We start from the raw sequence: 24,291 nt of genomic DNA on the forward strand, positions 1-24,291 counted from the left end.
CGTCTCGTCGCTGCGCTCCTGGCTCAACGACCGAAACGCCCCCCGGTCGTTGAGCGAGCGAAGCGAGACGAAACGAACGCCCAGGTCGCCGACCGTAGAATCGGAAGGCCATGAATCCTGAAGCCCTGTCTGAAGCCCTGCTCGCCGTCGTCACCCCTCTCGCAGAGGCGCGACGCCCCGGCTCGAGCGAGGGGCTCATGGTGCAGGACTTCGTCCTCGAGCGCCCGAAGAACCGCGACCACGGCGACTGGGCGTCGAACGCCGCCCTCAAGCTCAGTAAGGTCGTCGGCGCGAACCCGCGCGAGTTCGCCGCCGAGATCGCCACGGCGCTCGCCGCCACCGACGGCATCGCGAGCGTCGAGGTCGCGGGGCCCGGCTTTATCAACATCCGCCTCGACGCGGCCGCCGCCGGCGCCCTCGCCAAGACGATCGTCGACGCCGGCGCGGACTTCGGCACGAACGACAGCCGCAGCGACGAGGTCATCAACCTCGAGTTCGTGAGCGCCAACCCGACGGGCCCGATCCACCTCGGCGGCACGCGCTGGGCGGCCGTCGGTGATTCACTCGCCCGCATCCTGTCGTCGCAGGGCGCGCAGGTCACCCGCGAGTACTACTTCAACGACCACGGCGCGCAGATCGACCGGTTCGCGCGCAGCCTCGTCGCCGCCCACGAAGGGCTCCCGACCCCCGAAGACGGCTACGGCGGCGGCTACATCACCGACATCGCGCAGCGCGTGGTCGAGGCCTACGACGGCGACATCGACGCCCTCGACCCCGCCGCCAAGCAGGAGGCGTTCCGCTCCGTCGGCGTCGGCCTCATGTTCGACGAGATCAAGGCGTCGCTCCACGAGTTCGGCGTCGACTTCGACGTGTACTTCCACGAGAACGACCTGCACGATTCCGGTGCGGTCGACCGCGCCGTCGCACGTCTGCGGGAGCTCGGCCACATCTACGAGGCAGACGGCGCCACCTGGCTGCGCTCCACGGACTTCGGCGATGACAAGGACCGCGTCGTCATCAAGAGCGACGGCCAGCCCGCCTACATCTCCGGCGACCTCGCCTACTACCTCGACAAGCGGGAGCGCGGCTTCAACCGCTGCATCATCATGCTGGGCGCCGACCACCACGGCTACGTCCAGCGCCTCATGGCGATGACGGCCGCGTTCGGCGACGAGCCGTATGTGAACCTCCAGATCCTCATCGGCCAGATGGTCAACCTCGTCAAGGAGGGGCAGCCGGTCCGCATGTCCAAGCGCGCGGGCACCGTCGTCACGATGGAGGACCTCGTCGAGATCGTCGGCGTCGACGCCGCCCGGTACTCGCTGACGCGCAGCTCGGCCGACTCGAACCTCGACATCGACCTCGACGTGCTGCAGAAGCGGACGAACGACAACCCCGTCTTCTACGTGCAGTACGCCCACGCGCGCACCCACAACGTCGCCCGCAACGCCGCGTCGGTCGGCGTCACCCGCGACGCGTTCGCGCCCGAGCTGCTGAACCACGAGACCGAATCGGCGCTCCTGGGCGCACTCCAGGAGTTCCCGCGCGTGGTGGCCTTCGCGGCCGAGGTGCGGGAGCCGCACCGGGTCGCCCGCTACCTCGAGGAGCTCGCCGGCCTCTACCACCGCTGGTACGACAACTGCCGCGTCACCCCGCTCGGCGACGAGGAGGTCACCGACCTCCACCGCACGCGCCTGTGGCTGAACGACGCCACGGGCCAGGTGCTCCGCAACGGCCTGCACCTGCTCGGGGTCTCCGCTCCCGAGCGCATGTGACGGATGCCGCGATGAGCGCCGACGATCAGCCCACCCAGCCGCTGCCCGACCCGCGGGCGCAGTGGGTGCTGTCGAGCCCGGCCGAGCCGCCGCGTCGGAAGCGCCGGCGCTGGCCGTGGCTCGTCTCCCTCGTCATCGTGGTCGCGCTGGCCATCGGAGCCTGGTTCGCGGGTGACGCGATCGCGCGGAGCATCGTCGAGCAGACCATCCGCCAGCAGACGATCACGCAGCTGTCGCTGCCGGCCGACCAGCAGGTCGACGTCCAGGTCGACGGCCCCGTGCTGCTCGGGCTGATCGTCGGGAGCCTCGGCGAGGTGCGGGTGGCGTCCGACGACGTGCCGCTCGGCCGCCTCACCGCCGACATCTCGGTGCTGGCCCAGGACGTCCCCATCCACGGAGCGGGCGACTGGAGCGGCGCCTACGCGACCGCGACGATCGACGAAGCCCAGCTGCAGACGCTGCTCGCGACGCTCGAGGACTTCCCGGCCGACACGGTCGAGATCGACGCGCCCGACGTCGCCGTGACGTTCGAGCTCAACGCGCTGGTCACCACCGTGCCCGTGGGGGTCGCGCTGACCCCGCGGGCCGAGAACGGCGAGCTCGTCCTGTCGCCGACCTCGCTGCGCATCGCCGACGCCGAGATCTCCGCCGAATCGATCGTGCAGCAGTTCGGCGCCCTCGCCTCCACCGTCGTGCGCGACTGGGACGTGTGCATCGCGCAGTACCTGCCCGCCGCGCTCACCCTCACGGGCGTGCAGGTCGACCCGGCGGCGGTCGTCGTCGACTTCGAGATCGACAGCTCGATCCTGCGCGACGCCTCGGCCCGCGAGAACGGCACCTGCGCCTGAGGGCTCACCTCCGCGACGGACCGCGCCTCCCGCAGTCACACGGACGGGAGCGCCCGGCACGGTGCCCTAGACTTTCAGCACCGCATCTCAGGACTGTCCCGGCGTGATCATCCCGCCGACAGCCGCCATCCCCACCCGATTGGTGCCCTCCGTGTCCGCCTCCGAGAACCGTGCGCCCGTGCCGGACTGGCTCGCCGTGCCGGACGACGCGAACGCCCTCGCCACCGAGGTATGGCCCACGTCGGCCTCCCGCGACGCGCACGGCGCGCTGAGCATCGGCGGGGTCGGCGTCGCCGAGCTGCGCGAGCGCTTCGGCACGCCGCTCTACGTGCTCGACGAGCCCGAGGTCCGCGCCCGGGCCCGCGCCGTCCGCACCGCCTTCGAGACCGCGACCGCCCGCCACGGCGTGCACGCCCGCGTCTACTACGCCGGCAAAGCGTTCTTGTCCACCGAGGTCGTCCGCTGGGTCACCGGCGAGGGACTCGCCGTCGACGTCGCGACCGGGGGAGAGCTCGCCATCGCGCTCGCCGCGGGAGCTGACCCGGCGCGCATCGGCCTCCACGGCAACAACAAGTCGGTCGCCGAGCTCGAGCAGGCCGTCGAGGTGGGCGTCGGCTCCGTCATCGTCGACAGCCTGATCGAGGTGGAGCGGCTCGCCGCCATCGCCGAGCGCCGCGGCGCCCGGCAGGCAGTGCTCGTGCGCGTCAACAGTGGCGTCCACGCCGAGACCCACGACTTCCTCGCGACCGCGCACGAGGACCAGAAGTTCGGCTTCGCGCTCGGCGACGCCCCGGCCGTCGTCGCCCGCATCCGCGAGCTGCCGTCGCTGGCATTCATCGGACTCCACTGCCACATCGGCTCGCAGATCTTCGGCACCGCCGGGTTCGCCGAGTCGGCCGCGCGGCTCGTCGACCTCCACGCCGAGCTGCTCGCCGGCGGCGACGTCCCCGTGCTGAACCTCGGCGGCGGCTTCGGCATCGCCTACACGTCGGTCGACGACCCGACGCCGATCGACGAGCTCGCGACGGGCATCGTCGACGCGGTCGCCCGCGAGTGCGACGTCCGCGGCATCCCGATCCCGAATCTCGCCTTCGAGCCGGGGCGCTCCGTCGTCGGCCGCGCCGGCGTCACGCTGTACGAGGTCGGCACGGTGAAGCCGGTGCAGGTGAGCGACGACCTCACCCGCCTGTACGTCAGCGTCGACGGCGGCATGAGCGACAACGCCCGTCCCGCGCTCTACGGCGCGCAGTACTCCGCCCGCATCGCCTCGCGCACCTCCGACGCCACGGCCGCCCTGGCACGTGTCGTCGGCCGCCACTGCGAATCCGGCGATATCGTCGTCGACGCCGAGTACCTCCCGGGCGACGTCACCCCGGGCGACCTCCTCGCCGTTCCCGCGACCGGCGCCTACTGCTACTCGCTGTCGAGCAACTACAACGCCGTCCCGCGCCCTCCCGTGGTCGCCGTCGGCGACGGCCGGGCCCGCGTCATCGTGCGGGGCGAGTCGATCGCCGACATCCTGGCGCGCGACGTGGGCGCCGACCCGACCGACCGACCAGACCCCACAGACCCGATCAACGAGGGGAACGAATGACCGAGGACCGCCGACTCCGCGTCGCACTCCTGGGAGCCGGCTCGGTCGGCTCGCAGGTCGCGGCGCTCCTGCTGGAGCACTCCGCCGAACTGGCCGACCGCGCCGGAGCCCAGCTCGAACTCGTCGGCATCGCCGTGCGCGACCTCGACGCCCCCCGCGACACCGACCTGCCGCGCGAGCTGCTCACCACCGACGCCGAGCCCCTGATCGTCGGCAGCGACATCGTCATCGAGCTCATGGGCGGCATCGAGCCGGCCCGCACCGCGCTCCTGCAGGACCTCAACGCCGGCGCCGACGTCGTCACCGGCAACAAGGCGCTCCTCGCGACCCACGGGCCCGAGTTGTTCGAGGCCGCCGACCAGGTGGGCGCCTCGGTGCACTACGAGGCGGCCGTCGCCGGCGCGATCCCGATCGTCCGGCCGCTGCGCGACTCGCTCGCCGGCGACCGCGTGCGCCGCATCCTGGCGATCGTCAACGGCACGACCAACTACATCCTCGACCGCATGGACGGCGAGGGCGCGGACTACGCCGACGTCCTGGCCGACGCGCAGCGTCTCGGCTACGCGGAGGCAGACCCGACCGCCGACGTCGAGGGCTTCGACGCCGCGCAGAAGGCGGCCATCCTCGCCTCGCTCGCCTTCCACACGACCGTCCCGCTCGAAGCCGTCCACCGCGAGGGCATCTCGACCATCGACGCCCAGATGATGGACGCCGCGCGCGCCGCCGGCTACGTCGTCAAGCTGCTGGCGGTCTGCGAGCGGCTCGACGACGAGGGTGGCGAGGCCATCTCGGTGCGCGTGCACCCGGCCCTCGTCCGCCGCGACCACCCGCTCGCGAGCGTGCACGGCGCCAACAACGCCGTGTTCGTCCAGGCCGAGGCCGCGGGAGACCTCATGTTCTACGGCGCCGGCGCCGGCGGTATCCAGACCGCCTCGGCCGTGCTCGGCGACGTCGTCTCGGCTGCGCGCCGCCACATCGCCGGCGGCGTCGGGGTGGGCGAGTCCACCCGCGCCAATCTGCCGATCGCGCCGATCGGACGGGCGGTGACCCGCTACCAGATCACCCTCGAGGTCGACGACCGCCCGGGCGTCCTGGCGACCATCGCCGGGATCCTCGCCGACGGCCGCGTCTCGATCGCCACCGTCGAGCAGACCATCATCGAGCGGCAGAGCATCATCGACGCGGACGCCGATGCGGCTGCCGCGGCGCAGACCACGGGTGCGGAGGGCCGGGCGCGCCTGGTCATCGGCACCCACAAGGCACAGGAGCAGGACCTGGCCGAGACGGTGGACCGTCTCGGGTCGAGCGACGTCGTCGAACGCGTCGTCTCGGTCCTGCGCGTGGAAGGAGACTGAACATGGCACATGTCTGGCGCGGAGTCCTGCGCGAGTACGCCGATCGGCTGGGCGTCACCGACGCCTCGACGGTCGTGACGCTGGGGGAGGGCGGCACGCCGCTCATCCCGGCGCCGTCGCTGTCGAAGATCACCGGCGCCGACGTGCACATCAAGTTCGAGGGCATGAACCCCACGGGCTCCTTCAAGGACCGGGGCATGACCGTCGCCCTCTCGCGCGCGGTCGAGCACGGCGCGAAGGCCGTCATCTGCGCCTCGACCGGCAACACGTCGGCCTCCGCCGCCGCGTACGCGGCGCACGCCGGCATCACCGCCGCGGTGCTCGTGCCCGAGGGCAAGATCGCCATGGGCAAGCTCAGCCAGGCGGTCATCCACAACGGCCAGCTGATCCAGATCCGCGGCAACTTCGACGACTGCCTCGAGATCGCGCGCGAGCTCGCCGAGCACTACCCCGTCCACCTCGTGAACTCGGTCAACCCCGACCGCATCGAGGGGCAGAAGACGGCGGCGTACGAGGTCGTCAGCCAGCTGGGCGACGCCCCCGACTTCCACTTCATCCCCGTCGGCAACGCCGGCAACTACACGGCGTACTCCCGCGGCTACCGCGAGGAGGCCGAGCGCGGCGTCTCCACCCGCGTGCCGCGCATGTTCGGGTTCCAGGCCGAGGGCTCCGCCCCGCTCGTGCGCGGCGAGGTCGTCCGCAACCCCGAGACGATCGCCTCCGCGATCCGCATCGGCAACCCGGCCTCGTGGGAGCTCGCCCTCGAGGCGCGCGACGCCACCGACGGCTGGTTCGGCGCCATCGACGACGACCGCATCCTCGCGGCGCAGAAGCTCCTCGCCGGCACGGTCGGCGTGTTCGTCGAGCCGGCATCGGCGATCAGCGTCGCGGGCCTGCTCGACCGCGCCGAGGCGGGCGTCATCCCCGCCGGCTCGCGCGTCGTGCTGACCGTCACGGGGCACGGCCTGAAGGACCCGCAGTGGGCCCTGCGCCAGCCGGACGGCACCGAGATCACCCCGACGGTCGTCGACGCGGCGACCAGTGAGGTCGCCTCGGTCCTCGGACTGGCCCCGACGGCATGACCCGGACGCCTGAGTCGGTCGCGGTGCGGGTGCCTGCCACCAGCGCCAACCTCGGTCCCGGCTTCGACACGCTCGGCCTGGCGCTGAGCGTCTACGACGAGCTCACCGTCACCGCCCTTCCCGCCGGCCGGCTGGAGATCGTCGTGTCGGGGGAGGGCGCCGACGACGTGCCCACCGACGCGTCGCACCTCGTGGTGCGCGCCATCGCCTACGCGTTCGAGGCCGTGGGACGCCCCATGCCGGGCCTCCACCTCTCGGCGCGGAACACGATCCCGCACGGGCGGGGGATGGGCTCCTCGGGCGCGGCGGTGGTGGCGGGTCTGCTCGCCGCCAAGGGCCTGCTGGCGGGCGACGTCGACCTCGGCCCCGAGATGCTGCTGCGCCTGGCCACCGAGATGGAGGGCCACCCCGACAACGTGGCGCCGGCCCTCTTCGGCGGCCTGACGATCGCCTGGATGGACGAGAACGGCCCGCAGCACAAGAAGCTCCTCGTGCACCGGGGCGTCTCGCCGCTCGTGTTCGTCCCGGACTTCACGATGTCCACCAGCGTCGCCCGCGGCCTCGCGCCGCTGCAGGTGCCGCGTGAGGATGCCGTGTTCAACGTGTCGCGCTCGGCGCTTCTCATCGCGGCGCTCACGCAGAGTCCGGAACTGCTCATGGCGGCCACCGAGGACAAGCTCCACCAGTCCTACCGCGCCGAGGCGATGCCGGCGACCGACCAGCTCGTGCGGCGCCTCCGCGCCGCCGGGTTCGCGGCCGTCGTGTCGGGTGCGGGACCGAGCGTGCTCGTGCTCGCCGACGGCCCCGGGCGCCGTCTCGAGGCCGTCGAGGTCGCCGCCGCGGAGGACACTCCGTGGGAGCCGCTCCTGCTCGCCGTCGACGTCAAGGGTGGTACAGTGAGGGACTATACGGAGGGTTCCACGAGCTACTCGTGAATCTGGCCTCCGTCGCAAATCTGCGAACCACCGTGTTACCCCCCGCTTCGGCGATCGCCGTCCCTCGAGGACGCGGACGCGCTGTGGGGTGGGATGGCGCCTGCTGTGGACGGGCCCGGGACACGGTCAGTCATATCCATACGTAAAAGGGAGAACTCGTGGAGTCCATCTCCGAGATCCAGACCGACGACGCCGCGCGCGAAGACGCAGCCGTGGACGTCCCCACCGAGTCGGCCACCGCCGACCAGACCACCCCGGCCGCCGAGCCGGTCGCGGAGGAGACTCCGGCCGAGGAGCAGCCCGCCGAGGAGGCCCCTGCCGAGGAGGCTCCTGCCGCCGAGGCACCCGCCGAGGAGGCCCCCGCTGCCGCTGAGAAGCCGGCGAAGGCCCCGCGCAAGCGCGCTCCGCGCCGCGCCAAGAGCACCGACGTCGCCGAGACCCCGGCAGAGTCGCCCGCCGCCGAGACCCCCGCCGCCGAGGCCGACGCCGAGGCCGCCGCCGCGGCGAGCGGCGAGTCGACCGCCGTCGAGGCGCCCGCTGACGCCCCGGCCGAGGAGACCCCGGCCGGGGAGACTTCGACCGAGGCTGCTGCCGACGAGACGCCCGCCCCGGACGCAGCCGCCGAGGACGCTCCCGCCACCGAGGGCGACCAGCCCGCCGAGGGCGACGCGTCGTCCGAGACGGGCGCCGGCGACGGCGAGGGCGCGTCCGAGACGCCCAGCCGCAGCCGCAGCCGCTCGCGCAGCCGCAGCCGCAACCGCAACAAGAGCGGCGAGAGCGGTCAGGGCGGTCAGAACGGCCAGGGCAACGGCCAGGCCGCGCAGAACGCCGCCCCCGAAGCCGCTCCGGCCGCCGACGCCGACGACGACGCGTCGCAGGGCCAGGGCCGCGGCCGTCAGCGCAACAAGCGCCGCACCGCGCAGACCGGTGACGAGTTCGAGACCGAGATCGGCGAGGACGACGTCCTGATCCCGATCGCCGGCATCCTCGACGTCCTCGACAACTACGCGTTCGTGCGCACCACCGGCTACCTCCCCGGCACGAGCGACGTCTACGTCTCGCTCGGCCAGGTCAAGAAGTACAACCTCCGCAAGGGCGACGCCGTCGTCGGCGCGATCAAGCAGCCCCGCGAGGGCGAGCAGTCGAGCCGCCAGAAGTACAACGCGCTCGTCAAGGTCGACGCAGTCAACGGCCTCTCGGTCGACGACGCCGCGAACCGCGTCGAGTTCGGCAAGCTCACCCCGCTCTACCCGCAGGAGCGCCTGCGCCTCGAGACGGCGCCGGAGAAGCTGACCCAGCGCATCATCGACCTCGTCGCCCCCATCGGCAAGGGCCAGCGCGGCCTCATCGTCGCGCCCCCGAAGGCGGGCAAGACGATCGTCCTGCAGCAGATCGCGAACGCGATCGCGACGAACAACCCCGAGGTCCACCTCATGGTCGTCCTCGTCGACGAGCGTCCCGAAGAGGTCACCGACATGCAGCGGACGGTCAAGGGCGAGGTCATCGCCTCGACCTTCGACCGCCCCGCCGAGGACCACACCACGGTCGCCGAGCTCGCCATCGAGCGCGCCAAGCGTCTCGTGGAGCTCGGTCGCGACGTCGTCGTGCTGCTCGACTCGATCACCCGTCTCGGCCGCGCCTACAACATCTCGGCGCCGACCTCGGGTCGCGTGCTCACCGGTGGCGTCGACGCGTCGGCGCTCTACCCGCCCAAGCGCTTCTTCGGCGCCGCCCGCAACATCGAGAACGGCGGATCGCTCACGATCCTCGCGACCGCGCTCGTGGAGACCGGCTCCAAGATGGACGAGGTCATCTTCGAGGAGTTCAAGGGCACCGGCAACAGCGAGCTGCGCCTGAACCGCTCGCTGGCCGACAAGCGGATCTTCCCGGCGGTCGACGTCAACGCGTCCTCCACCCGCCGCGAGGAGATGCTGCTGTCCTCCGACGAAGTCAAGATCACGTGGAAGCTGCGTCGTGCGCTCGCGGGCCTCGACCCGCAGCAGGCCCTCGAAGTCGTGCTGGGCAAGCTCAAGGAGACCCAGTCCAACGTCGAGTTCCTCGTGCAGATGCAGAAGTCGATCCCGACCCCGACCGGTCACGCCGGCGGCCACAGCCACGGGCACGAGAACAGCATCCGCTGACCCGGACGGGGACGATCGTGTTCGAGTCCGTCCAAGGACTGATCGACGAGCATAAGGCGGTCCAGGAGGAGCTCTCCGACCCCGCCGTGCACGCCGATGCGGCGCGCGCCAAGCGCGTGAACCGCCGCTACGCCGAGCTCAGTCGGATCGTCGCCGCCCACGACGCGTGGGTGGCGGCCTCCGACGACCTCGACGCGGCGCGCGAGCTCGCCAAGGAGGACGACGCGTTCGCCGCCGAGGTGCCGGCGCTCGAGGAGCAGCTGTCGGCGGCTCAGGAGCGCCTGCGGCGCCTGCTCATCCCGCGCGACCCCGACGACGCGCGGGACGTCATCATGGAGATCAAACAGGGCGAGGGCGGGGCCGAGTCGGCCCTGTTCGCCGCCGACCTCCTCCGGATGTACCTGCAGTACGCCGCCTCCAAGGGCTGGAAGACGGAACTGCTCGAGCGCAACGAGAGCGACCTCGGCGGGTACAAGGACGTCCAGGTCGCCATCAAGGGATCCAGCTCCGACCCCGCGCAGGGCGTCTGGGCGCATCTGAAGTACGAGGGCGGCGTGCACCGCGTGCAGCGCGTGCCGGCCACCGAGTCCCAGGGACGCATCCACACCTCGACGACCGGCGTCCTCGTCTTCCCCGAGGTCGACGAGCCCGAAGAGATCCAGATCGATCCGAACGACCTCAAGATCGACGTCTTCCGCTCGTCCGGGCCGGGCGGGCAGTCCGTCAACACGACCGACTCCGCCGTCCGCATCACCCACGTCCCGACCGGCATCGTCGTCTCGATGCAGAACGAGAAGAGCCAGCTGCAGAACCGCGAGGCCGGTATGCGCGTCCTCCGCGCGCGCCTGCTCGCCAAGCAGCAGGAGGAGCTCGACGCGGCGGCCTCCGACGCGCGGCGGTCTCAGATCCGCGGAATGGACCGCTCCGAGCGCATCCGCACGTACAACTTCCCCGAGAACCGCATCGCGGACCACCGCACCGGGTACAAGGCCTACAACCTCGACCAGGTGATGGACGGCGCGCTCGGCCCGCTCATCGAGTCGGCCATCAGCGCCGACGAGGAAGCCCGGCTGGCGGCGCTGGGCTCCTGACACGGTGCGCGCCGGCCTCGCGCCGCGCGAACCGCCCGCGCTACGCTCGCGGCATGATCATGTTCCTCCTGCGCGCGCTGATCTTCCTCGCCTCGGCGGCGGTCGGCCTCATCGTGGCAGACCTGGTGCTCCCCGGCTTCGTCATCGACTGGGGGAGCCCGCTCGGCTTCATCCTGGCCATCGTGATCTTCGCCGTGCTGCAGAGCGTCCTGGCGCCCTGGCTCGCCCGCGTCGCGCAGCGCAACGCCCCCGCGCTGCTGGGCGGCATCGGCATCGTGTCGACCTTCGTCGCCCTCGTCGTGGTGGTGCTGATCCCGCGGGCCGGGCTCACGATCGGCGCCCCGTGGTGGACGTGGGTGATCGCGCCGGTGATCGTCTGGCTCGTCACCGCGCTGGCGACGCTGTTCCTCCCGATGCTCTTCATCAAGAAGAAGGTCGCCGAGCGCCGCGGCTGACCGACCCGCCGTCCCGCGCGGCGCGGGCTAGATGTGGTACTCGGGAGCGGTGAGCACGGCCTTCGTGTCCTCGCCGGGCGTGCGGCGCCGGGGCTTGGCCGGGATGCCGACCAGAACCGAGTCCTCGGGTGCATCCTGGGTGACGACGGCGTTGGCGCCGACGACCGATCCCGCGCCCACGGTCACCGGACCGAGGATCTTCGCTCCGGCGCCCACGGCGACACCGTCGCCGAGGGTGGGGTGCCGCTTGCCCGCGTCGCGGGTGCGGCCGCCGAGGGTGACGCCGTGATAGAGCATGACGTCGTCGCCGATCTCGGCCGTCTCGCCGATGACGACGCCCATGCCGTGGTCGACGAAGAAGCGCCGCCCGATGGTCGCCCCGGGGTGGATCTCGATGCCGGTCAGCCAGCGGGTGACCTGGGAGCCCGCGCGGGCGAGGAATCGCACCCGGCGCACCCACAGCGCGTGCCAGACGCGGTGCGCCCAGATGGCGTGGAGTCCCGGGTAGAGCAGGGCGATCTCGATGCCCGAGCGTGCCGCGGGGTCGCGCAGCTTCGCGGCGGCGACATCCTCGCGCACGCGCGAGAGGAACGTGAGGAGCCGGCGCGCGCCGCGACGGGCGACGGAGCGGGGGGACCGCGGGGCGCTCACGACGCCTCCTCGCGGAGGTGCGCGTAGAGGGCGGTCGACAGGTACCGCTCTCCGGCGTCGGGGACGATGACGACGATGCGCTGCCCGGCCGCCTCCGGACGCGCGGCGATCTGCAGCGCGGTCCAGACGGCGGCGCCGGCCGACATCCCCGCGAGGATGCCCTCACGGGTGGCCAGCTCGCGGGCGACGCGGATCGCGTCGTCGAACTCCACGTCCGAGATCTCGTCGACGACCGACCGATCGAGCACGTCCGGCACGAAGTTCGGGCCGATGCCCTGGATGCGGTGCCCGCCCGCGCGTCCCTCGCTGAGCACGGGGGAGTCCTTCGGCTCGACGAGGACGACCTTCACGTCGGGGTTCCGCTCCTTGAGCACCCGGCCGACGCCGGTGATCGTGCCGCCGGTGCCCGACCCGGCGACGAACCAGTCCACCCGGCCGTCGGTGTCGCGCCAGATCTCCTCCGCGGTGGTCCGGCGATGGATGGCCGCGTTCGCCGCGTGTTCGAACTGACGTGCCAGCACCGCGCCCGGCGTCTCCGCCACGATCCGCCGGGCCGTGTCGACGGCCTCGGTCATGCCCTTGTAGGGGTCGGTGAGCACCAGCTCCGCGCCGTAGGCCTTCAGCAGCGTGCGGCGCTCCTTCGACATCGAGGCGGGCATCGTGAGGATCACCCGGTACCCTCGCGCGGCCCCGATCAGCGCCAGCGCGATGCCGGTGTTGCCGCTCGTGGACTCCACGATGGTGCCGCCGGGCACCAGCTCGCCGGCGGCCTCGGCCGCCTCGATCAGCGCGTAGCCGAGCCTGTCCTTCACGCTCCCGCCCGGGTTGTAGAACTCGAGCTTGACGAGCACCTCCGCGCCGCCGGGCAGGTCGCGGGGGAGGCTGTTCAGGCGGACGAGCGGGGTGTCGCCGAACGCGCTGGTGATGTCGGGATGGATGCCGGGCACGTGTCGGTTCAGTCTTCGCGCAGGTGCTCGTAGAGCGCCGTCGAGAGGTAGCGCTCGCCGAACGACGGCACGATCACGACGACGTTCTTGCCGGCGGCCTCGGGGCGCGCGGCGACCTGCAGCGCAGCCCAGATCGCTGCGCCCGAGGAGATGCCGACCAGGATGCCCTCCTTGGTGGCCACCTCGCGCGCCGTGCTGATCGCGTCGTCGAAGGCGACGTCGACGACCTCGTCGATGACGCCCTGGTCGAGGATCGGCGGGATGAAGTTCGGGCCGATGCCCTGGATCTTGTGCGGGCCGGGCGTCCCCTTGGTCAGCAGCGGCGAGTCGGCCGGCTCGACGGCGACGACCTTCGCCTCGGGCAGGCGGTCCTTCAGCACCTGGCCCACGCCCGTGATCGTGCCGCCCGTGCCGATGCCCGCGACGAAGTAGCCCACCTCGCCGTCGGTGTCGCGGATGATCTCCTCCGCGGTGGTCTTGCGGTGGATCTCGACGTTGGCCTGGTTCGCGAACTGCTTGGCCAGGACGGCGCCCGGGGTCTCGCCCGCGATGCGCTCGGCCTCGGCGACGGCGCCCTTCATGCCGAGAGAGGGATCGGTGAGCACCAGCTCGGCGCCGTAGGCCTTGAGCAGCAGGCGCCGCTCGACCGACATCGACGACGGCATCGTCAGGATGACCTTGTAGCCGCGCGCAGCGCCCACCATCGCCAGCGCGATACCGGTGTTGCCGCTCGTGCCCTCGACGATGGTGCCGCCGGGCTTCAGCTCGCCCGAGGCCTCGGCGGCGTCGACGATCGCGATGCCGAGGCGGTCCTTGACCGACGAGGCGGGGTTGTAGAACTCGAGCTTTGCGAGCACGGTGCCCGGCAGTCCCTCGGTGACGCGGTTGAGCTTGACCAGTGGGGTGTTGCCGAATGCGCTCGTGATGTCGGGGTGGATGCCGGACATGGCCTGCCTTTCGTGCGGGTGTGCGGGTCGGACCAGCCTACGGCGGCGAACCGGGAGGACGACCTATGTGACGATTCTTCACGATTAGGCTGGACGCGCCCATGAGAACGATCGATGATTCGCGCGCGCCCGCGCGCCTGAGCGAGCTGCTGCGCGGGGCGACGGCGACCCTCGCCGCCGCCGGCGTGCCCACGCCCGACGTCGACGCCGAGCTGCTCGCCGCCCATGTGCTGGGGCTCTCCCGCGGCGCACTGGCCGCCGCCGCGCTGCGGGGCGACCCGGTCCCCGCGACCGACCTGGACGCGTGGCACGAATTGGTCGCCCGGCGGGCGGCCCGTGAGCCGCTGCAGCACCTGACCGGCCTCGCGCCATTCCGCCACCTCGAGCTGCGCGTCGGTCCCGGCGTCTTCGTGCCGCGCCCCGAGACCGAGATGGTCGCCCAGCTGGCCATCGACGCCCTCCAGGCCGCCGCGTCGCCCGCCCCGATCGCGGTCGACCTCGGCACCGGCTCCGGCGCGATCGCGCTGTCGATGGCGACCGAGGTGCCGCACGCGCGGGTGTTCGCGGCGGAGAACTCCGTCGACGCGTTCCTGTGGACCAAGGAGAACTTCGCGGCGATCGCCCCGCACGCGACGCTGGCGTTCATCGACCTGGCCGTGGCGTTCCCCGCCCTCGACGGCACGGTGTCGGTGCTCGTCTCCAATCCGCCCTATGTGCCTGACGACGCGATCCCGCGCGATCCGGAGGTGCGCTACTGGGACCCGCCGGCGGCGCTCTACGGCGGCGCCGACGGGCTCGACGTCGTGCGGCAGCTTTCGACCGTCGGGCAGCGCCTGCTCCACCCGGGCGGGTCGCTCGTCATCGAGCACGGCGAGTGGCAGGGCGCCGCGATCCGCGACCTCCTGACCGCCGACGGGTGGCGTGCGGCGGCCACCCACCCCGACCTCACCCTGCGCGACCGCGCCACCACCGCGATCCGCGCCTGACGGGCGCCGCCGGCGCGGGAGCACCGTCACCCGAGCACCGGCACAGGGAACCCGAGGCGCGCGACCGTAGACTGGAGCGGCTATGTCCACTGTGTTCGACTGCCGCGACGCCGACCAGCTGCTTCCCGCACTCCGTCAGGCGCGTCAGGCCATCGCCCGGGGCGAACTCGTCGTGCTGCCCACCGACACCGTCTACGGCGTGGGCGCCGACGCCTTCAGCCCGGCCGCCGTCGCCCGCCTCCTGGCGGCGAAGGGGCGCGGCCGGCAGTCGCCGCCGCCCGTGCTGGTCCCCGGCATCCCGACGCTTCGCGCCCTCGTGGCCGAGCTCCCCGAGCCGGTCGAGCGCCTCGTCGAGCGGTTCTGGCCGGGCGGGCTCACCATCGTCCTCCCCGCCCAGCCCTCGCTGACGTGGGACCTCGGCGACACCGGCGGCACGGTGGCCGTGCGCATGCCGGCCGAGCGCATCGCCCTCGAGCTGCTCGCCGAGACCGGTCCGCTGGCGGTCTCCAGCGCGAACCTGACCGGGAAGGCCGCGGCCACCGCGGTCGATGACGCGCTCGACATGCTCGGCGACAGCGTCACGGTCTACCTCGACGGGGGCGCCTCGTCCACCGGCGTCGCCTCGACGATCATCGACGCCACCGGCCTCGTCGGCGACGACCGCCGCGCGGTGCGCGTGCTCCGCGACGGCGCGGTCGGACGCGCCGAGCTGCGCGAGGTCCTCGGCGACCTGCTCGAGCCCGACCCCGCCGACCCCGACCCCGCCGACTCCGACGCTGGCGGCGGCGCTGCGTGAAGCACTACCTCTTCACGCTGATCATCACCGCGGCGCTGACCTTCACGCTCACGTGGGTGGTGTGGCGGGTGAGCATGCGCTACAAGCTCTACCCCGGCATCCGCGAGCGCGACGTCCACAAGAACCCCACCCCCCGGCTGGGCGGCGTCGCGATGTTCCTCGGCGTCCTCGGGGCCTTCGCGCTTTCCACGGCGGTGCCCTACTTCCAGATCATCTGGCAGGAGCCCGCGCGCGTGTGGGCGATCCTCGGCGCGACGCTGCTCATCGTGGTGGTGGGCGTGGCCGACGATCTGTGGGATCTCGACTGGTTCCTCAAGCTCGGCGCGCAGATCCTCGTCGCCTGGATCATCGTCGGCCCCGGCGGCGTGCAGATCTTCTACCTCCCGGTCGGCGGCGCGACCTACCTGTCCGGCTGGATCAGCGTCGCGCTGTCGGTGCTCGTGATCGTCGTGGTCATGAACGCGGTCAACTTCATCGACGGGCTCGACGGGCTGGTCGCGGGCGTCGTGCTCATCGCCAACGTGGTCTTCTTCGCCTACACGTACCTCCTCGCGCGCGACTTCGAGTTCAGCAGCTACTCCAGCCTCGCCGCGTTCCTGGCGATCACCCTGGTGGCCGTCTGCGTCGGCTTCCTGCCCTTCAACTGGAGCCCCGCGCGGCTGTTCATGGGCGATGGGGGAGCGCTCATGCTCGGACTGCTGATGGCGGTCTCGGCGCTCCTCGTCAACGGCAATCTGCCGCCGCAGCTCCTCGCGGACAACGATCAGTTCGGCCGCTCCCAGCTGCTCGGTGCGTTCATCCCCGTGCTCCTGCCCATCGTGGTCGTGCTCCTGCCGCTGCTCGACTTCGGGCTGGCGGTCATCCGCCGCATGTCCAAGGGCAAGTCGCCGTTCTCGCCCGACCGCAAGCACCTCCACCACCGCATGCTCGACATGGGCCACACCGACCGCGACGCCGTGCTGATCTTCTACGCCTGGACCGCGGTGGTCAGCTTCTCGGTCCTCCTCATGTACATCGGCACGACCGCGGGCTGGCCGGGGCTCTACGGGCCCGGCGTGGCCTTCGCCGCCCTCGGCGTGACCGCGTGTCTCATCGTCACCCTGATGCCCTCCCGGCGCGCCCCGCGCGGCGCCGCCCCACCCGCCCCCGAACGGAAGTCCGTCGCATGAACCCCCCCACCGTCTCGAGCACTCCCGTCCTGCGCACGACCCTCCTGTGGTCCGCGGCCGCCACCGCCGGGCTGGCGGTCATCGGCGCGCTCGTCGGCTGGGCCGTCGGCGGCGTCGACGGGCTGTGGAGCGCCCTGGTCGCCGTCGTGCTCGCCGCGGTCTTCCTGGGGTTCACCGGCGCGAGCATCCTGATCGCGAACCGCTGGTACGGCGACCCGCTCTACGTGCCGATCTTCTTCGGGCTGGTCATGGGCGCCTGGCTGCTCAAGTTCGTCCTGTTCATCGTGGTGCTGCTGTCGCTGCGCGACCAGCCGTGGCTGAACGGGCCGGTGTTCTTCGTCGCCCTCGTGGCGAGCGTGCTCGTCTCGCTGGCCATCGACGTCGTCGTCATGCTGAAGATGCGCATCCCGCACGTCAGCGACGTGACCCTCCCCACGGCCGAGGAGGTCGCCGAGGGCGCCGCGGATCGTCCGGCCCGGGACGATACCGCACGCGAGGACTGATAGGCTGTCTTCAGAGCCCGCCTGCTCCTCACGGAGCGGTTGCCCTGCTCCTCCGGGAGTGGTGTGCGGAGTCCGCTCACATCGACCATCGTCGCCCCGGCCCTGGCCGGTGCCCCGAAGCTGGAGCCAGCGCTGTTTACCCAGACTGCGACCCTGATCGCCACCTCGGCCGGAGAAGGCCCGGAATTCCACGGTCCCTCGATCGACGAGTTCTTCCCTGAGGCCATCTTCACGTTCCCGGGTCTCGTCCTGTTCGGTGAACCGCTCTCCATCACGCGCATCCACCTGATCCAGTTCCTCGCGGTCATCGCGATCGTCCTGATCTTCTGGCTCGGCACGCGGCGCATGACGGTCGTGCCCGGCCGCTTCCAGAGCCTCGTCGAGATGGGCCTCGACTTCGTCCGCGTCAACGTGGCCGAAGACCTGCTGGGCAAGAAGGACGGGCAGCGCTTCCTGCCGATCCTCACCACGATCTTCTTCATGGTGCTGTTCATGAACATCACGGGCATCATCCCGTTCCTGAACATCGCCGGCACGAGCATCATCGCCGTCCCGCTGCTGCTGGCCGTCATCAGCTACGTGACGTTCATCTACGCCGGCCTCAAGAAGAGCCCGAAGAACTTCTTCAAGAACGCGCTGTTCCCCTCGGGCGTGCCGCCGTTCCTCTACATCATCGTCACGCCGCTCGAGTTCATCTCGACCTTCATCGTGCGGCCCGTCACGCTGACGCTGCGACTGCTCATGAACATGATCGTCGGGCACCTCATGCTCGTCCTGTTCTTCGCCGCGACGCAGTTCTTCCTCCTCGACCTCGGTGGCTGGTGGTCGGCCCTGGCAGCGGGCTCGCTCGCGTTCGGCCTCGCCTTCACCCTGTTCGAGATCCTGGTGGCCGTCCTCCAGGCCTACGTCTTCACCATCCTGACCGCGGTCTACATCCAGCTCGCGGTCGCCGAAGAGCACTGATCGGGACGGCAACCGCCGCCCTCAACCGAAAGGAAAAACCCCGTGGACGCAACTACGGTTCTCGCCGCCCTCGAGGGCAACGTCGCGACGATGGGCTACGGCCTCGCCGCCATCGGCCCCGCCATCGGCGTGGGCATCGTCGTCGGCAAGACGATCGAGGGCGTCGCCCGCCAGCCCGAGCTGGCCGGCCGTCTGCAGGTGCTGATGTGGATCGGTATCGCCTTCACCGAGGCGCTCGCCTTCATCGGCATCGCCACCTACTTCATCTTCCAGTAAGCCCCCACCAGTCCCTTAAGGAGACAGGATGCTCAAGGATCTTGTCGCGTACGCGGCGGAAGAGGGTGCGGCGCACAACCCGCTCATCCCCGCCTGGTACGACATCATCTGGTCGGCGGTTTGCTTCGTCGTCATCCTCTTCGTCTTCTGGAAGGTCGCCCTTCCCAAGATGAAGACGCTCCTCGACGCGCGCTCCGCCGCCATCGAGGGCAACATCGCGAAGGCCGACGAGGCCCAGCGCCGCGCCGAGGCCGCGCTCGAGGAGTACACCTCGCAGCTCGCCGAGGCCCGCAAGGAGGCCGGGGAGATCCGCGACGCCGCCCGTGAGGACGGCAAGAAGATCGTCTCCGAGGCCCGCGAGAACGCGTCGACCGAGGCGGCCCGCCTGACGGCGGCGGCCCACACGCAGATCGAGGCGGAGCGCCAGTCGGCCCTCGTCTCGCTGCGCAGCGAGGTCGGCACGCTCGCGCTCGACCTGGCCGGCGGCGTCATCGGCGAGACCCTCGCCGACGACAAGAAGGCCAAGGGCGTCGTGGACCGCTTCCTCGCAGACCTCGAGTCGGAGACGGCGAAGTAATGGGCTCTGCGACCACTCAGGCACTCGCGGCGACCGAAGCGGCGCTCGCGACCACGAAGATCAGCGACCTGAGCACGTCTCGGGAGCTGTTCCTCGCGGCGCGCACCATCGGCGAGTCGTCGCAGCTGAGCGGCGCGCTGTCGGCCTGGGGAGTCCCGGGCGAGGCGCGTGCCGGTGTGGCCGCGCAGGTGTTCGCGAGCCTCCAGCCCGAGGTCGTCTCGCTGGTGACCACGGCTGCTGCGCAGCGCTGGTCCTCGCTCGACGACCTCATCGGCGGCATCGAGGCGCTCGCGATCCGCGCGGCCGCGATCGCCGTGCCGACGGTCGACGTCGAGGGGGAGCTGTTCGAGGTCGCGCGCACGGTCGCCGTGAACCCCGAGCTCGAGCTCGCCCTGGGCAGCCGGCTGGGCGACTCCTCCGCCAAGGGCACGCTGATCGAGCGGATCCTGGGCGGTCGCACCAGCGAGGCGACGACGCTCATCGTCTCCTCGCTCGTGCAGCAGCCCAGGGAGCGTCGCGTGCGCTCGCTCCTGAACCGGGCGCTCCGCATCGTGGCCGACCAGCGCGGCCGCACGGTCGCGACCGTCTACGCGGCGGCTCCGCTGGATGCCGACCAGCTCACGCGGCTGCGCTCCTCGCTCAGCCGTCGCTACGGTGCCGACGTCGCGCTCAACACCGTCGTCGACCCGTCGGTCGTCGGAGGTGTGCGCATCGAGATCGGCGACGACGTCATCGACGCCACCGTCTCCTCCCGTCTCAACGATCTCCGTCAGCGCCTGGCTGGCTAGAACTTCCCTGCTCCCACCGGGGAGCGGGTCCGCAGGGCCTCCCTGCACCGACTTTCACAACAAAGGAAGACCATGGCAGAACTGTCCATCAGCCCCGACGTCATCCGTGACGCGCTGAAAGACTTCGTCGCCGCGTACGAACCCACCGCGGCATCCGCCACCGAGGTCGGCACCGTCATCGACGCCGCCGACGGCATCGCCCACGTCGAGGGTCTCCCCGGCGTGATGGCGAACGAGCTCGTGCGCTTCGCCAACGGGATCGAGGGCCTGGCCCTCAACCTCGACCAGAACGAGATCGGCGTCGTCGTCCTGGGTGACTTCTCGGGCATCGAGGCGGGCCAGAAGGTCACCCGCACCGGCGAGGTGCTGTCGGTCGCCGTCGGCGACGGCTACCTCGGCCGCGTCGTCGACCCGCTCGGCAACCCGATCGACGGACTCGGCGAGATCGCCACCACCGGTCGCCGCGCGCTCGAGCTGCAGGCGCCCGGCGTCATGTCGCGCAAGAGCGTGCACGAGCCGATGCAGACCGGCATCAAGGCGATCGACGCCATGATCCCCGTCGGCCGCGGCCAGCGTCAGCTCATCATCGGCGACCGCCAGACCGGCAAGACCGCGATCGCGATCGACACGATCATCAACCAGAAGTCGAACTGGGAGTCGGGCGACCCCGAGAAGCAGGTCCGCTGCATCTACGTCGCCATCGGCCAGAAGGGCTCGACGATCGCCTCGGTCAAGGGCGCGCTCGAAGACGCCGGCGCCATGGAGTACACCACCATCGTCGCCGCTCCGGCGTCCGACCCGGCCGGCTTCAAGTACCTCGCGCCGTACACCGGCTCGGCCATCGGCCAGCACTGGATGTACGACAGCAAGCACGTCCTGATCATCTTCGACGACCTGTCGAAGCAGGCCGAGGCCTACCGTGCCGTGTCGCTGCTCCTGCGTCGTCCGCCGGGCCGCGAGGCGTACCCCGGCGACGTCTTCTACCTGCACTCGCGTCTGCTCGAGCGCTGCGCGAAGCTGTCGGACGACCTGGGCGCCGGCTCGATGACGGGTCTGCCGATCATCGAGACGAAGGCCAACGACGTGTCGGCCTACATCCCGACCAACGTGATCTCCATCACCGACGGCCAGATCTTCCTGCAGTCCGATCTGTTCAACGCCAACCAGCGCCCCGCTGTCGACGTCGGCATCTCGGTGTCGCGCGTCGGTGGTGACGCCCAGGTGAAGTCGATCAAGAAGGTCTCCGGCACGCTCAAGCTCGAGCTCGCGCAGTACCGCTCGCTCGAGGCGTTCGCGATGTTCGCGTCCGACCTCGACGCCGCGTCGCGTCGTCAGCTGGACCGCGGTGCGCGTCTGACCGAGCTGCTCAAGCAGCCGCAGTACGACCCGTACCCCGTCGAGGAGCAGGTCGTCTCGATCTGGGCCGGCACGAACGGCAAGCTCGACTCGATCGAGGTCGAGGACGTGCTGCGCTTCGAGCGCGACCTGCTGGACTACCTCAAGCGCAACACGTCGATCCTCGACACGCTGCGCGAGACGAACGTGCTGGACGACGACACCCTCGCCGAGCTCGAGAAGGTCACCGACGCCTTCGTCCTGGAGTTCCAGGGCGGCAAGGGCCAGGCGATCAACAAGCCCGGCCATGAAGAGGTCGAGGCGGCGAACGTCGAGGACGTCAACCAGGAGAAGATCGTCAAGGGCCGCCGCGGCTGAGCCGCGACGTCTGACCGAGACACAGAACCTATGGGCGCACAACTCCGGGTCTACAAGCAGAAGATCTCTTCTGCTCAGACGACCAAGAAGATCACGAAGGCGATGGAACTCATCGCGGCTTCGCGCATCCAGAAGGCGATGGCGCGCGTCCGCGCGTCGTCCCCCTTCGCGCGTGCCGTGACGCGGGCCGTGGCCGCCGTGGCGACGCACTCCAATGTCCAGCACCCGCTCACCACCGAGCGCGAGGTGATCCGCCGCTCGGCGGTCGTCATCTTCGCCTCCGACCGTGGGCTCGCGGGCGCGTTCAACTCGCAGATCCTCCGTGAGGGCCTGCAGCTGGGCGAGCTGCTGCGCAGCGAGGGCCGGGAGCCGGTGTACTACCTCGTCGGTCGCAAGGCGGTGGGCTTCTTCCAGTTCCGCCGGATGCCGTGGGCGGGGGAGTGGACGGGCGACACCGACACGCCGCACTTCAACACCGCGGAGCAGATCGCCGGCGCGCTCATCGACGCCTACGACCTCGGCGGCGAGGACGGCGGCGTGGACGAGATCCACCTCGTGTACAACCGCTTCATCAGCATGATGACGCAGACGCCCGAGACCGTGCGCCTGCTTCCGCTGGAGGTCGTCGAGGCCGACGAGGCCGAGACGTCGTCGACGCAGGTCTACCCGCTCTACGAGTTCGAGCCGAGCCCGGAGGTCGTCCTCGACGCCCTCCTGCCCGTCTACGTCCAGAGCCGCGTCTTCAACGCCCTCCTCCAGTCGTCCGCGGCCAAGCACGCCGCCACGCAGAAGGCGATGAAGTCGGCCAGCGACAACGCCGACAAGCTCATCACCGACTACACCCGCCTGCGCAACAACGCGCGTCAGGCCGAGATCACGCAGCAGATCGCCGAGATCGTCGGCGGCGCCGACGCCCTCGCATCGGGCAAGTAACGACCCCACGAAAGAGACAGAGAATGACCACCACCGCCACCGCTGAAGCGACCACGGTCGTCGGTCGCGTCGCGCGCGTCACCGGCCCCGTCGTCGACATCGAGTTCCCGCACGACTCGATCCCCGACATCTACAACGCTCTGAAGACGACCATCACCATCGATGGCGAGTCGACCGAGATCACCCTCGAGGTCGCGCAGCACCTCGGCGACGACCTCGTGCGGGCCATCTCCCTGAAGCCGACGGACGGCATGGTCCGCGGCCAGGAGGTGCGCAACACCGGCGGTCCCATCACGGTCCCCGTGGGCGATGTCACCAAGGGTCGCGTGTTCAACGTGACCGGTGACGTGCTCAACGCCGAGCCGGGTGAGACCATCGAGGTCACCGAGCGCTGGGGCATCCACCGCCAGGCGCCGAACTTCGACCAGCTCGAGTCCAAGACCGAGATGTTCGAGACCGGCATCAAGGTCATCGACCTGCTGACCCCGTACGTCCAGGGTGGGAAGATCGGCCTCTTCGGCGGTGCGGGCGTCGGCAAGACGGTCCTCATCCAGGAGATGATCCAGCGCGTCGCGCAGGACCACGGCGGCGTGTCCGTGTTCGCCGGGGTCGGCGAGCGCACCCGTGAGGGCAACGACCTCATCCACGAGATGGAGGAGGCGGGCGTCTTCGACAAGACCGCCCTCGTCTTCGGTCAGATGGACGAGCCGCCGGGGACGCGTCTGCGCGTCGCGCTGTCGGCGCTGACGATGGCGGAGTACTTCCGCGACGTGCAGAAGCAGGACGTGCTGCTGTTCATCGACAACATCTTCCGCTTCACGCAGGCGGGTTCCGAGGTCTCCACGCTGCTGGGCCGCATGCCCTCCGCCGTGGGCTACCAGCCGAACCTCGCCGACGAGATGGGCGTGCTCCAGGAGCGCATCACCTCGACCCGCGGTCACTCGATCACCTCGCTGCAGGCGATCTACGTTCCCGCTGACGACTACACCGACCCGGCGCCGGCGACCACGTTCGCGCACCTCGACGCCACGACCGAGCTCTCCCGCGAGATCGCGTCGAAGGGTCTGTACCCCGCCGTCGACCCGCTCGCCTCGACGAGCCGCATCCTCGACCCGCGCTACATCGGCGCCGACCACTACCGCGTGGCCACCGCCGTCAAGCAGATCCTCCAGAAGAACAAGGAGCTGCAGGAGATCATCGCGATCCTCGGTGTCGACGAGCTCTCCGAGGAGGACAAGGTCGTCGTGGCCCGCGCCCGTCGCATCCAGCAGTTCCTCTCGCAGAACACCTACATGGCGAAGAAGTTCACCGGTGTCGAGGGCTCCACGGTCCCGATCAAGGAGACCGTCGAGTCGTTCGACGCGATCGTCAAGGGCGACTTCGACCACGTGGCCGAGCAGGCCTTCTTCAACGTCGGCGGCATCGGCGACGTCGAGGAGAAGTGGGCGAAGATCCAGAAGGAGAACGGCTGACATGCCCCTGACTGTCACCCTCGTCTCCGCGGAGGAGGAAGTCTGGCACGGTGAGGCGAGCCTCGTCGTCGCCAAGACCGTCGAGGGCGAGATCGGCTTCATGTCGGGCCACGAGCCCGTGCTGGCCATCCTCGCCGAGGGTCAGGTCCGCATCACGCAGGCCGACGGCAGCAAGGTGATCGCCAGCGCTCAGGACGGCTTCCTGTCGATGGAGGCCGACGAGCTCACCATCGTCGCCGGCCACGCCAGCCTCGAATCCTGACACCACGTCGCGACGCCGCCCGCTCACCCGGG

At 70.7% G+C, this 24,291-nt stretch carries 24 protein-coding genes; 21 read left to right on the top strand and 3 right to left on the bottom strand.

Annotation, left to right across the window (positions count from 1 at the left end; all coding sequences use genetic code 11):
• Positions 1–110 precede the first annotated feature (110 nt).
• From argS to QQZ13_RS05065, 9 genes are all read left to right on the top strand, one after another.
• Entirely contained in the window at positions 111–1,775 is a 1,665-nt protein-coding gene (gene argS / locus QQZ13_RS05025) for an arginine--tRNA ligase (RefSeq protein ID WP_284528056.1), read from the top strand.
• 11 nt (positions 1,776–1,786) lie between these two features.
• Positions 1,787–2,623: a DUF2993 domain-containing protein gene (locus tag QQZ13_RS05030; RefSeq protein WP_284528057.1), complete on the top strand. Its 837-nt coding sequence runs from the start codon at positions 1,787–1,789 to the stop codon at positions 2,621–2,623.
• 151 nt (positions 2,624–2,774) lie between these two features.
• Positions 2,775–4,217: a diaminopimelate decarboxylase gene (gene lysA, locus QQZ13_RS05035; RefSeq protein ID WP_284528058.1), complete on the top strand. Its 1,443-nt coding sequence runs from the start codon at positions 2,775–2,777 to the stop codon at positions 4,215–4,217.
• Positions 4,214–5,572: a homoserine dehydrogenase gene (locus QQZ13_RS05040; protein WP_284528059.1), complete on the top strand. Its 1,359-nt coding sequence runs from the start codon at positions 4,214–4,216 to the stop codon at positions 5,570–5,572. The genes lysA and QQZ13_RS05040 overlap by 4 nt, the downstream gene beginning before the upstream one ends.
• 2 nt (positions 5,573–5,574) lie before the next feature.
• On the top strand, positions 5,575–6,654 hold the full coding sequence (gene thrC / locus QQZ13_RS05045; RefSeq protein ID WP_284528060.1) for a threonine synthase: 1,080 nt from the start codon (positions 5,575–5,577) through the stop codon (positions 6,652–6,654).
• Positions 6,651–7,589 (top strand): homoserine kinase, encoded by a 939-nt coding sequence (gene thrB, locus QQZ13_RS05050; RefSeq protein WP_284528061.1) that lies wholly within the window; start codon positions 6,651–6,653, stop codon positions 7,587–7,589. Before thrC ends, thrB begins: the two co-directional genes overlap by 4 nt.
• Positions 7,590–7,747: 158 nt before the next feature.
• Positions 7,748–9,730: a transcription termination factor Rho gene (rho, locus tag QQZ13_RS05055; protein ID WP_284528062.1), complete on the top strand. Its 1,983-nt coding sequence runs from the start codon at positions 7,748–7,750 to the stop codon at positions 9,728–9,730.
• 17 nt (positions 9,731–9,747) lie between these two features.
• The gene (gene prfA / locus QQZ13_RS05060; protein ID WP_284528063.1) at positions 9,748–10,821 is read left to right on the top strand and encodes a peptide chain release factor 1; all 1,074 of its coding nucleotides are present in this window, start codon (positions 9,748–9,750) and stop codon (positions 10,819–10,821) included.
• Between the two features lie 53 nt (positions 10,822–10,874).
• A complete protein-coding gene (locus QQZ13_RS05065; protein WP_284528064.1) occupies positions 10,875–11,276 on the top strand; it encodes a hypothetical protein in 402 nt (133 codons plus the stop codon).
• Positions 11,277–11,303: 27 nt separating this feature from the next.
• Here QQZ13_RS05065 and epsC read toward each other — a convergent pair whose 3' ends face one another.
• Genes epsC through cysK (QQZ13_RS05080) form a run of 3 tightly spaced genes read right to left on the bottom strand, consistent with a single transcriptional unit; the run spans position 11,304 to position 13,821 of the window.
• Positions 11,304–11,927, bottom strand: a complete 624-nt coding sequence (gene epsC / locus QQZ13_RS05070; RefSeq protein ID WP_284528065.1) for a serine O-acetyltransferase EpsC — start codon at positions 11,925–11,927, stop codon at positions 11,304–11,306.
• The gene (gene cysK / locus QQZ13_RS05075; protein ID WP_284528066.1) at positions 11,924–12,874 is read right to left on the bottom strand and encodes a cysteine synthase A; all 951 of its coding nucleotides are present in this window, start codon (positions 12,872–12,874) and stop codon (positions 11,924–11,926) included. Before cysK (QQZ13_RS05075) ends, epsC begins: the two co-directional genes overlap by 4 nt.
• Positions 12,875–12,882: 8 nt before the next feature.
• A complete protein-coding gene (gene cysK, locus QQZ13_RS05080; RefSeq protein ID WP_284528067.1) occupies positions 12,883–13,821 on the bottom strand; it encodes a cysteine synthase A in 939 nt (312 codons plus the stop codon).
• A 101-nt stretch (positions 13,822–13,922) separates the two neighbouring features.
• Between cysK (QQZ13_RS05080) and prmC the strand changes: the two genes are divergently transcribed.
• From prmC to QQZ13_RS05140, 12 genes are all read left to right on the top strand, one after another.
• A complete protein-coding gene (gene prmC, locus QQZ13_RS05085) occupies positions 13,923–14,807 on the top strand; it encodes a peptide chain release factor N(5)-glutamine methyltransferase (protein ID WP_284528068.1) in 885 nt (294 codons plus the stop codon).
• A gap of 82 nt (positions 14,808–14,889) precedes the next feature.
• Complete coding sequence (locus QQZ13_RS05090) at positions 14,890–15,603, top strand: L-threonylcarbamoyladenylate synthase (protein WP_284528069.1); 714 nt, start codon at positions 14,890–14,892, stop codon at positions 15,601–15,603.
• Complete coding sequence (locus QQZ13_RS05095; RefSeq protein ID WP_284528070.1) at positions 15,600–16,772, top strand: MraY family glycosyltransferase; 1,173 nt, start codon at positions 15,600–15,602, stop codon at positions 16,770–16,772. The genes QQZ13_RS05090 and QQZ13_RS05095 overlap by 4 nt, the downstream gene beginning before the upstream one ends.
• Positions 16,769–17,275: a hypothetical protein gene (locus QQZ13_RS05100; RefSeq protein WP_284528071.1), complete on the top strand. Its 507-nt coding sequence runs from the start codon at positions 16,769–16,771 to the stop codon at positions 17,273–17,275. The genes QQZ13_RS05095 and QQZ13_RS05100 overlap by 4 nt, the downstream gene beginning before the upstream one ends.
• Positions 17,276–17,407: 132 nt before the next feature.
• Entirely contained in the window at positions 17,408–18,238 is an 831-nt protein-coding gene (atpB, locus tag QQZ13_RS05105) for a F0F1 ATP synthase subunit A (RefSeq protein ID WP_284528107.1), read from the top strand.
• 42 nt (positions 18,239–18,280) lie between these two features.
• The gene (gene atpE, locus QQZ13_RS05110) at positions 18,281–18,514 is read left to right on the top strand and encodes an ATP synthase F0 subunit C (RefSeq protein WP_144807427.1); all 234 of its coding nucleotides are present in this window, start codon (positions 18,281–18,283) and stop codon (positions 18,512–18,514) included.
• A gap of 28 nt (positions 18,515–18,542) precedes the next feature.
• A complete protein-coding gene (locus tag QQZ13_RS05115; RefSeq protein WP_284528072.1) occupies positions 18,543–19,091 on the top strand; it encodes a F0F1 ATP synthase subunit B in 549 nt (182 codons plus the stop codon).
• Complete coding sequence (locus QQZ13_RS05120; protein WP_284528073.1) at positions 19,091–19,879, top strand: F0F1 ATP synthase subunit delta; 789 nt, start codon at positions 19,091–19,093, stop codon at positions 19,877–19,879. Before QQZ13_RS05115 ends, QQZ13_RS05120 begins: the two co-directional genes overlap by 1 nt.
• Before the next feature lie 72 nt (positions 19,880–19,951).
• On the top strand, positions 19,952–21,592 hold the full coding sequence (atpA, locus tag QQZ13_RS05125; RefSeq protein ID WP_284528074.1) for a F0F1 ATP synthase subunit alpha: 1,641 nt from the start codon (positions 19,952–19,954) through the stop codon (positions 21,590–21,592).
• A 30-nt stretch (positions 21,593–21,622) separates the two neighbouring features.
• Positions 21,623–22,525, top strand: a complete 903-nt coding sequence (locus QQZ13_RS05130) for a F0F1 ATP synthase subunit gamma (protein WP_284528075.1) — start codon at positions 21,623–21,625, stop codon at positions 22,523–22,525.
• A gap of 23 nt (positions 22,526–22,548) precedes the next feature.
• Positions 22,549–23,997 carry a F0F1 ATP synthase subunit beta gene (gene atpD / locus QQZ13_RS05135; protein ID WP_284528076.1) on the top strand — a complete coding sequence of 483 codons (1,449 nt, stop codon included), beginning with the start codon at positions 22,549–22,551 and terminating at the stop codon, positions 23,995–23,997.
• A 1-nt stretch (position 23,998) separates the two neighbouring features.
• Positions 23,999–24,259 carry a F0F1 ATP synthase subunit epsilon gene (locus tag QQZ13_RS05140; protein ID WP_284528077.1) on the top strand — a complete coding sequence of 87 codons (261 nt, stop codon included), beginning with the start codon at positions 23,999–24,001 and terminating at the stop codon, positions 24,257–24,259.
• Positions 24,260–24,291 lie beyond the last annotated feature (32 nt).

The organism is Microbacterium sp. T2.11-28 (genome assembly GCF_950097975.1).
Lineage (GTDB): Bacteria > Actinomycetota > Actinomycetes > Actinomycetales > Microbacteriaceae > Microbacterium.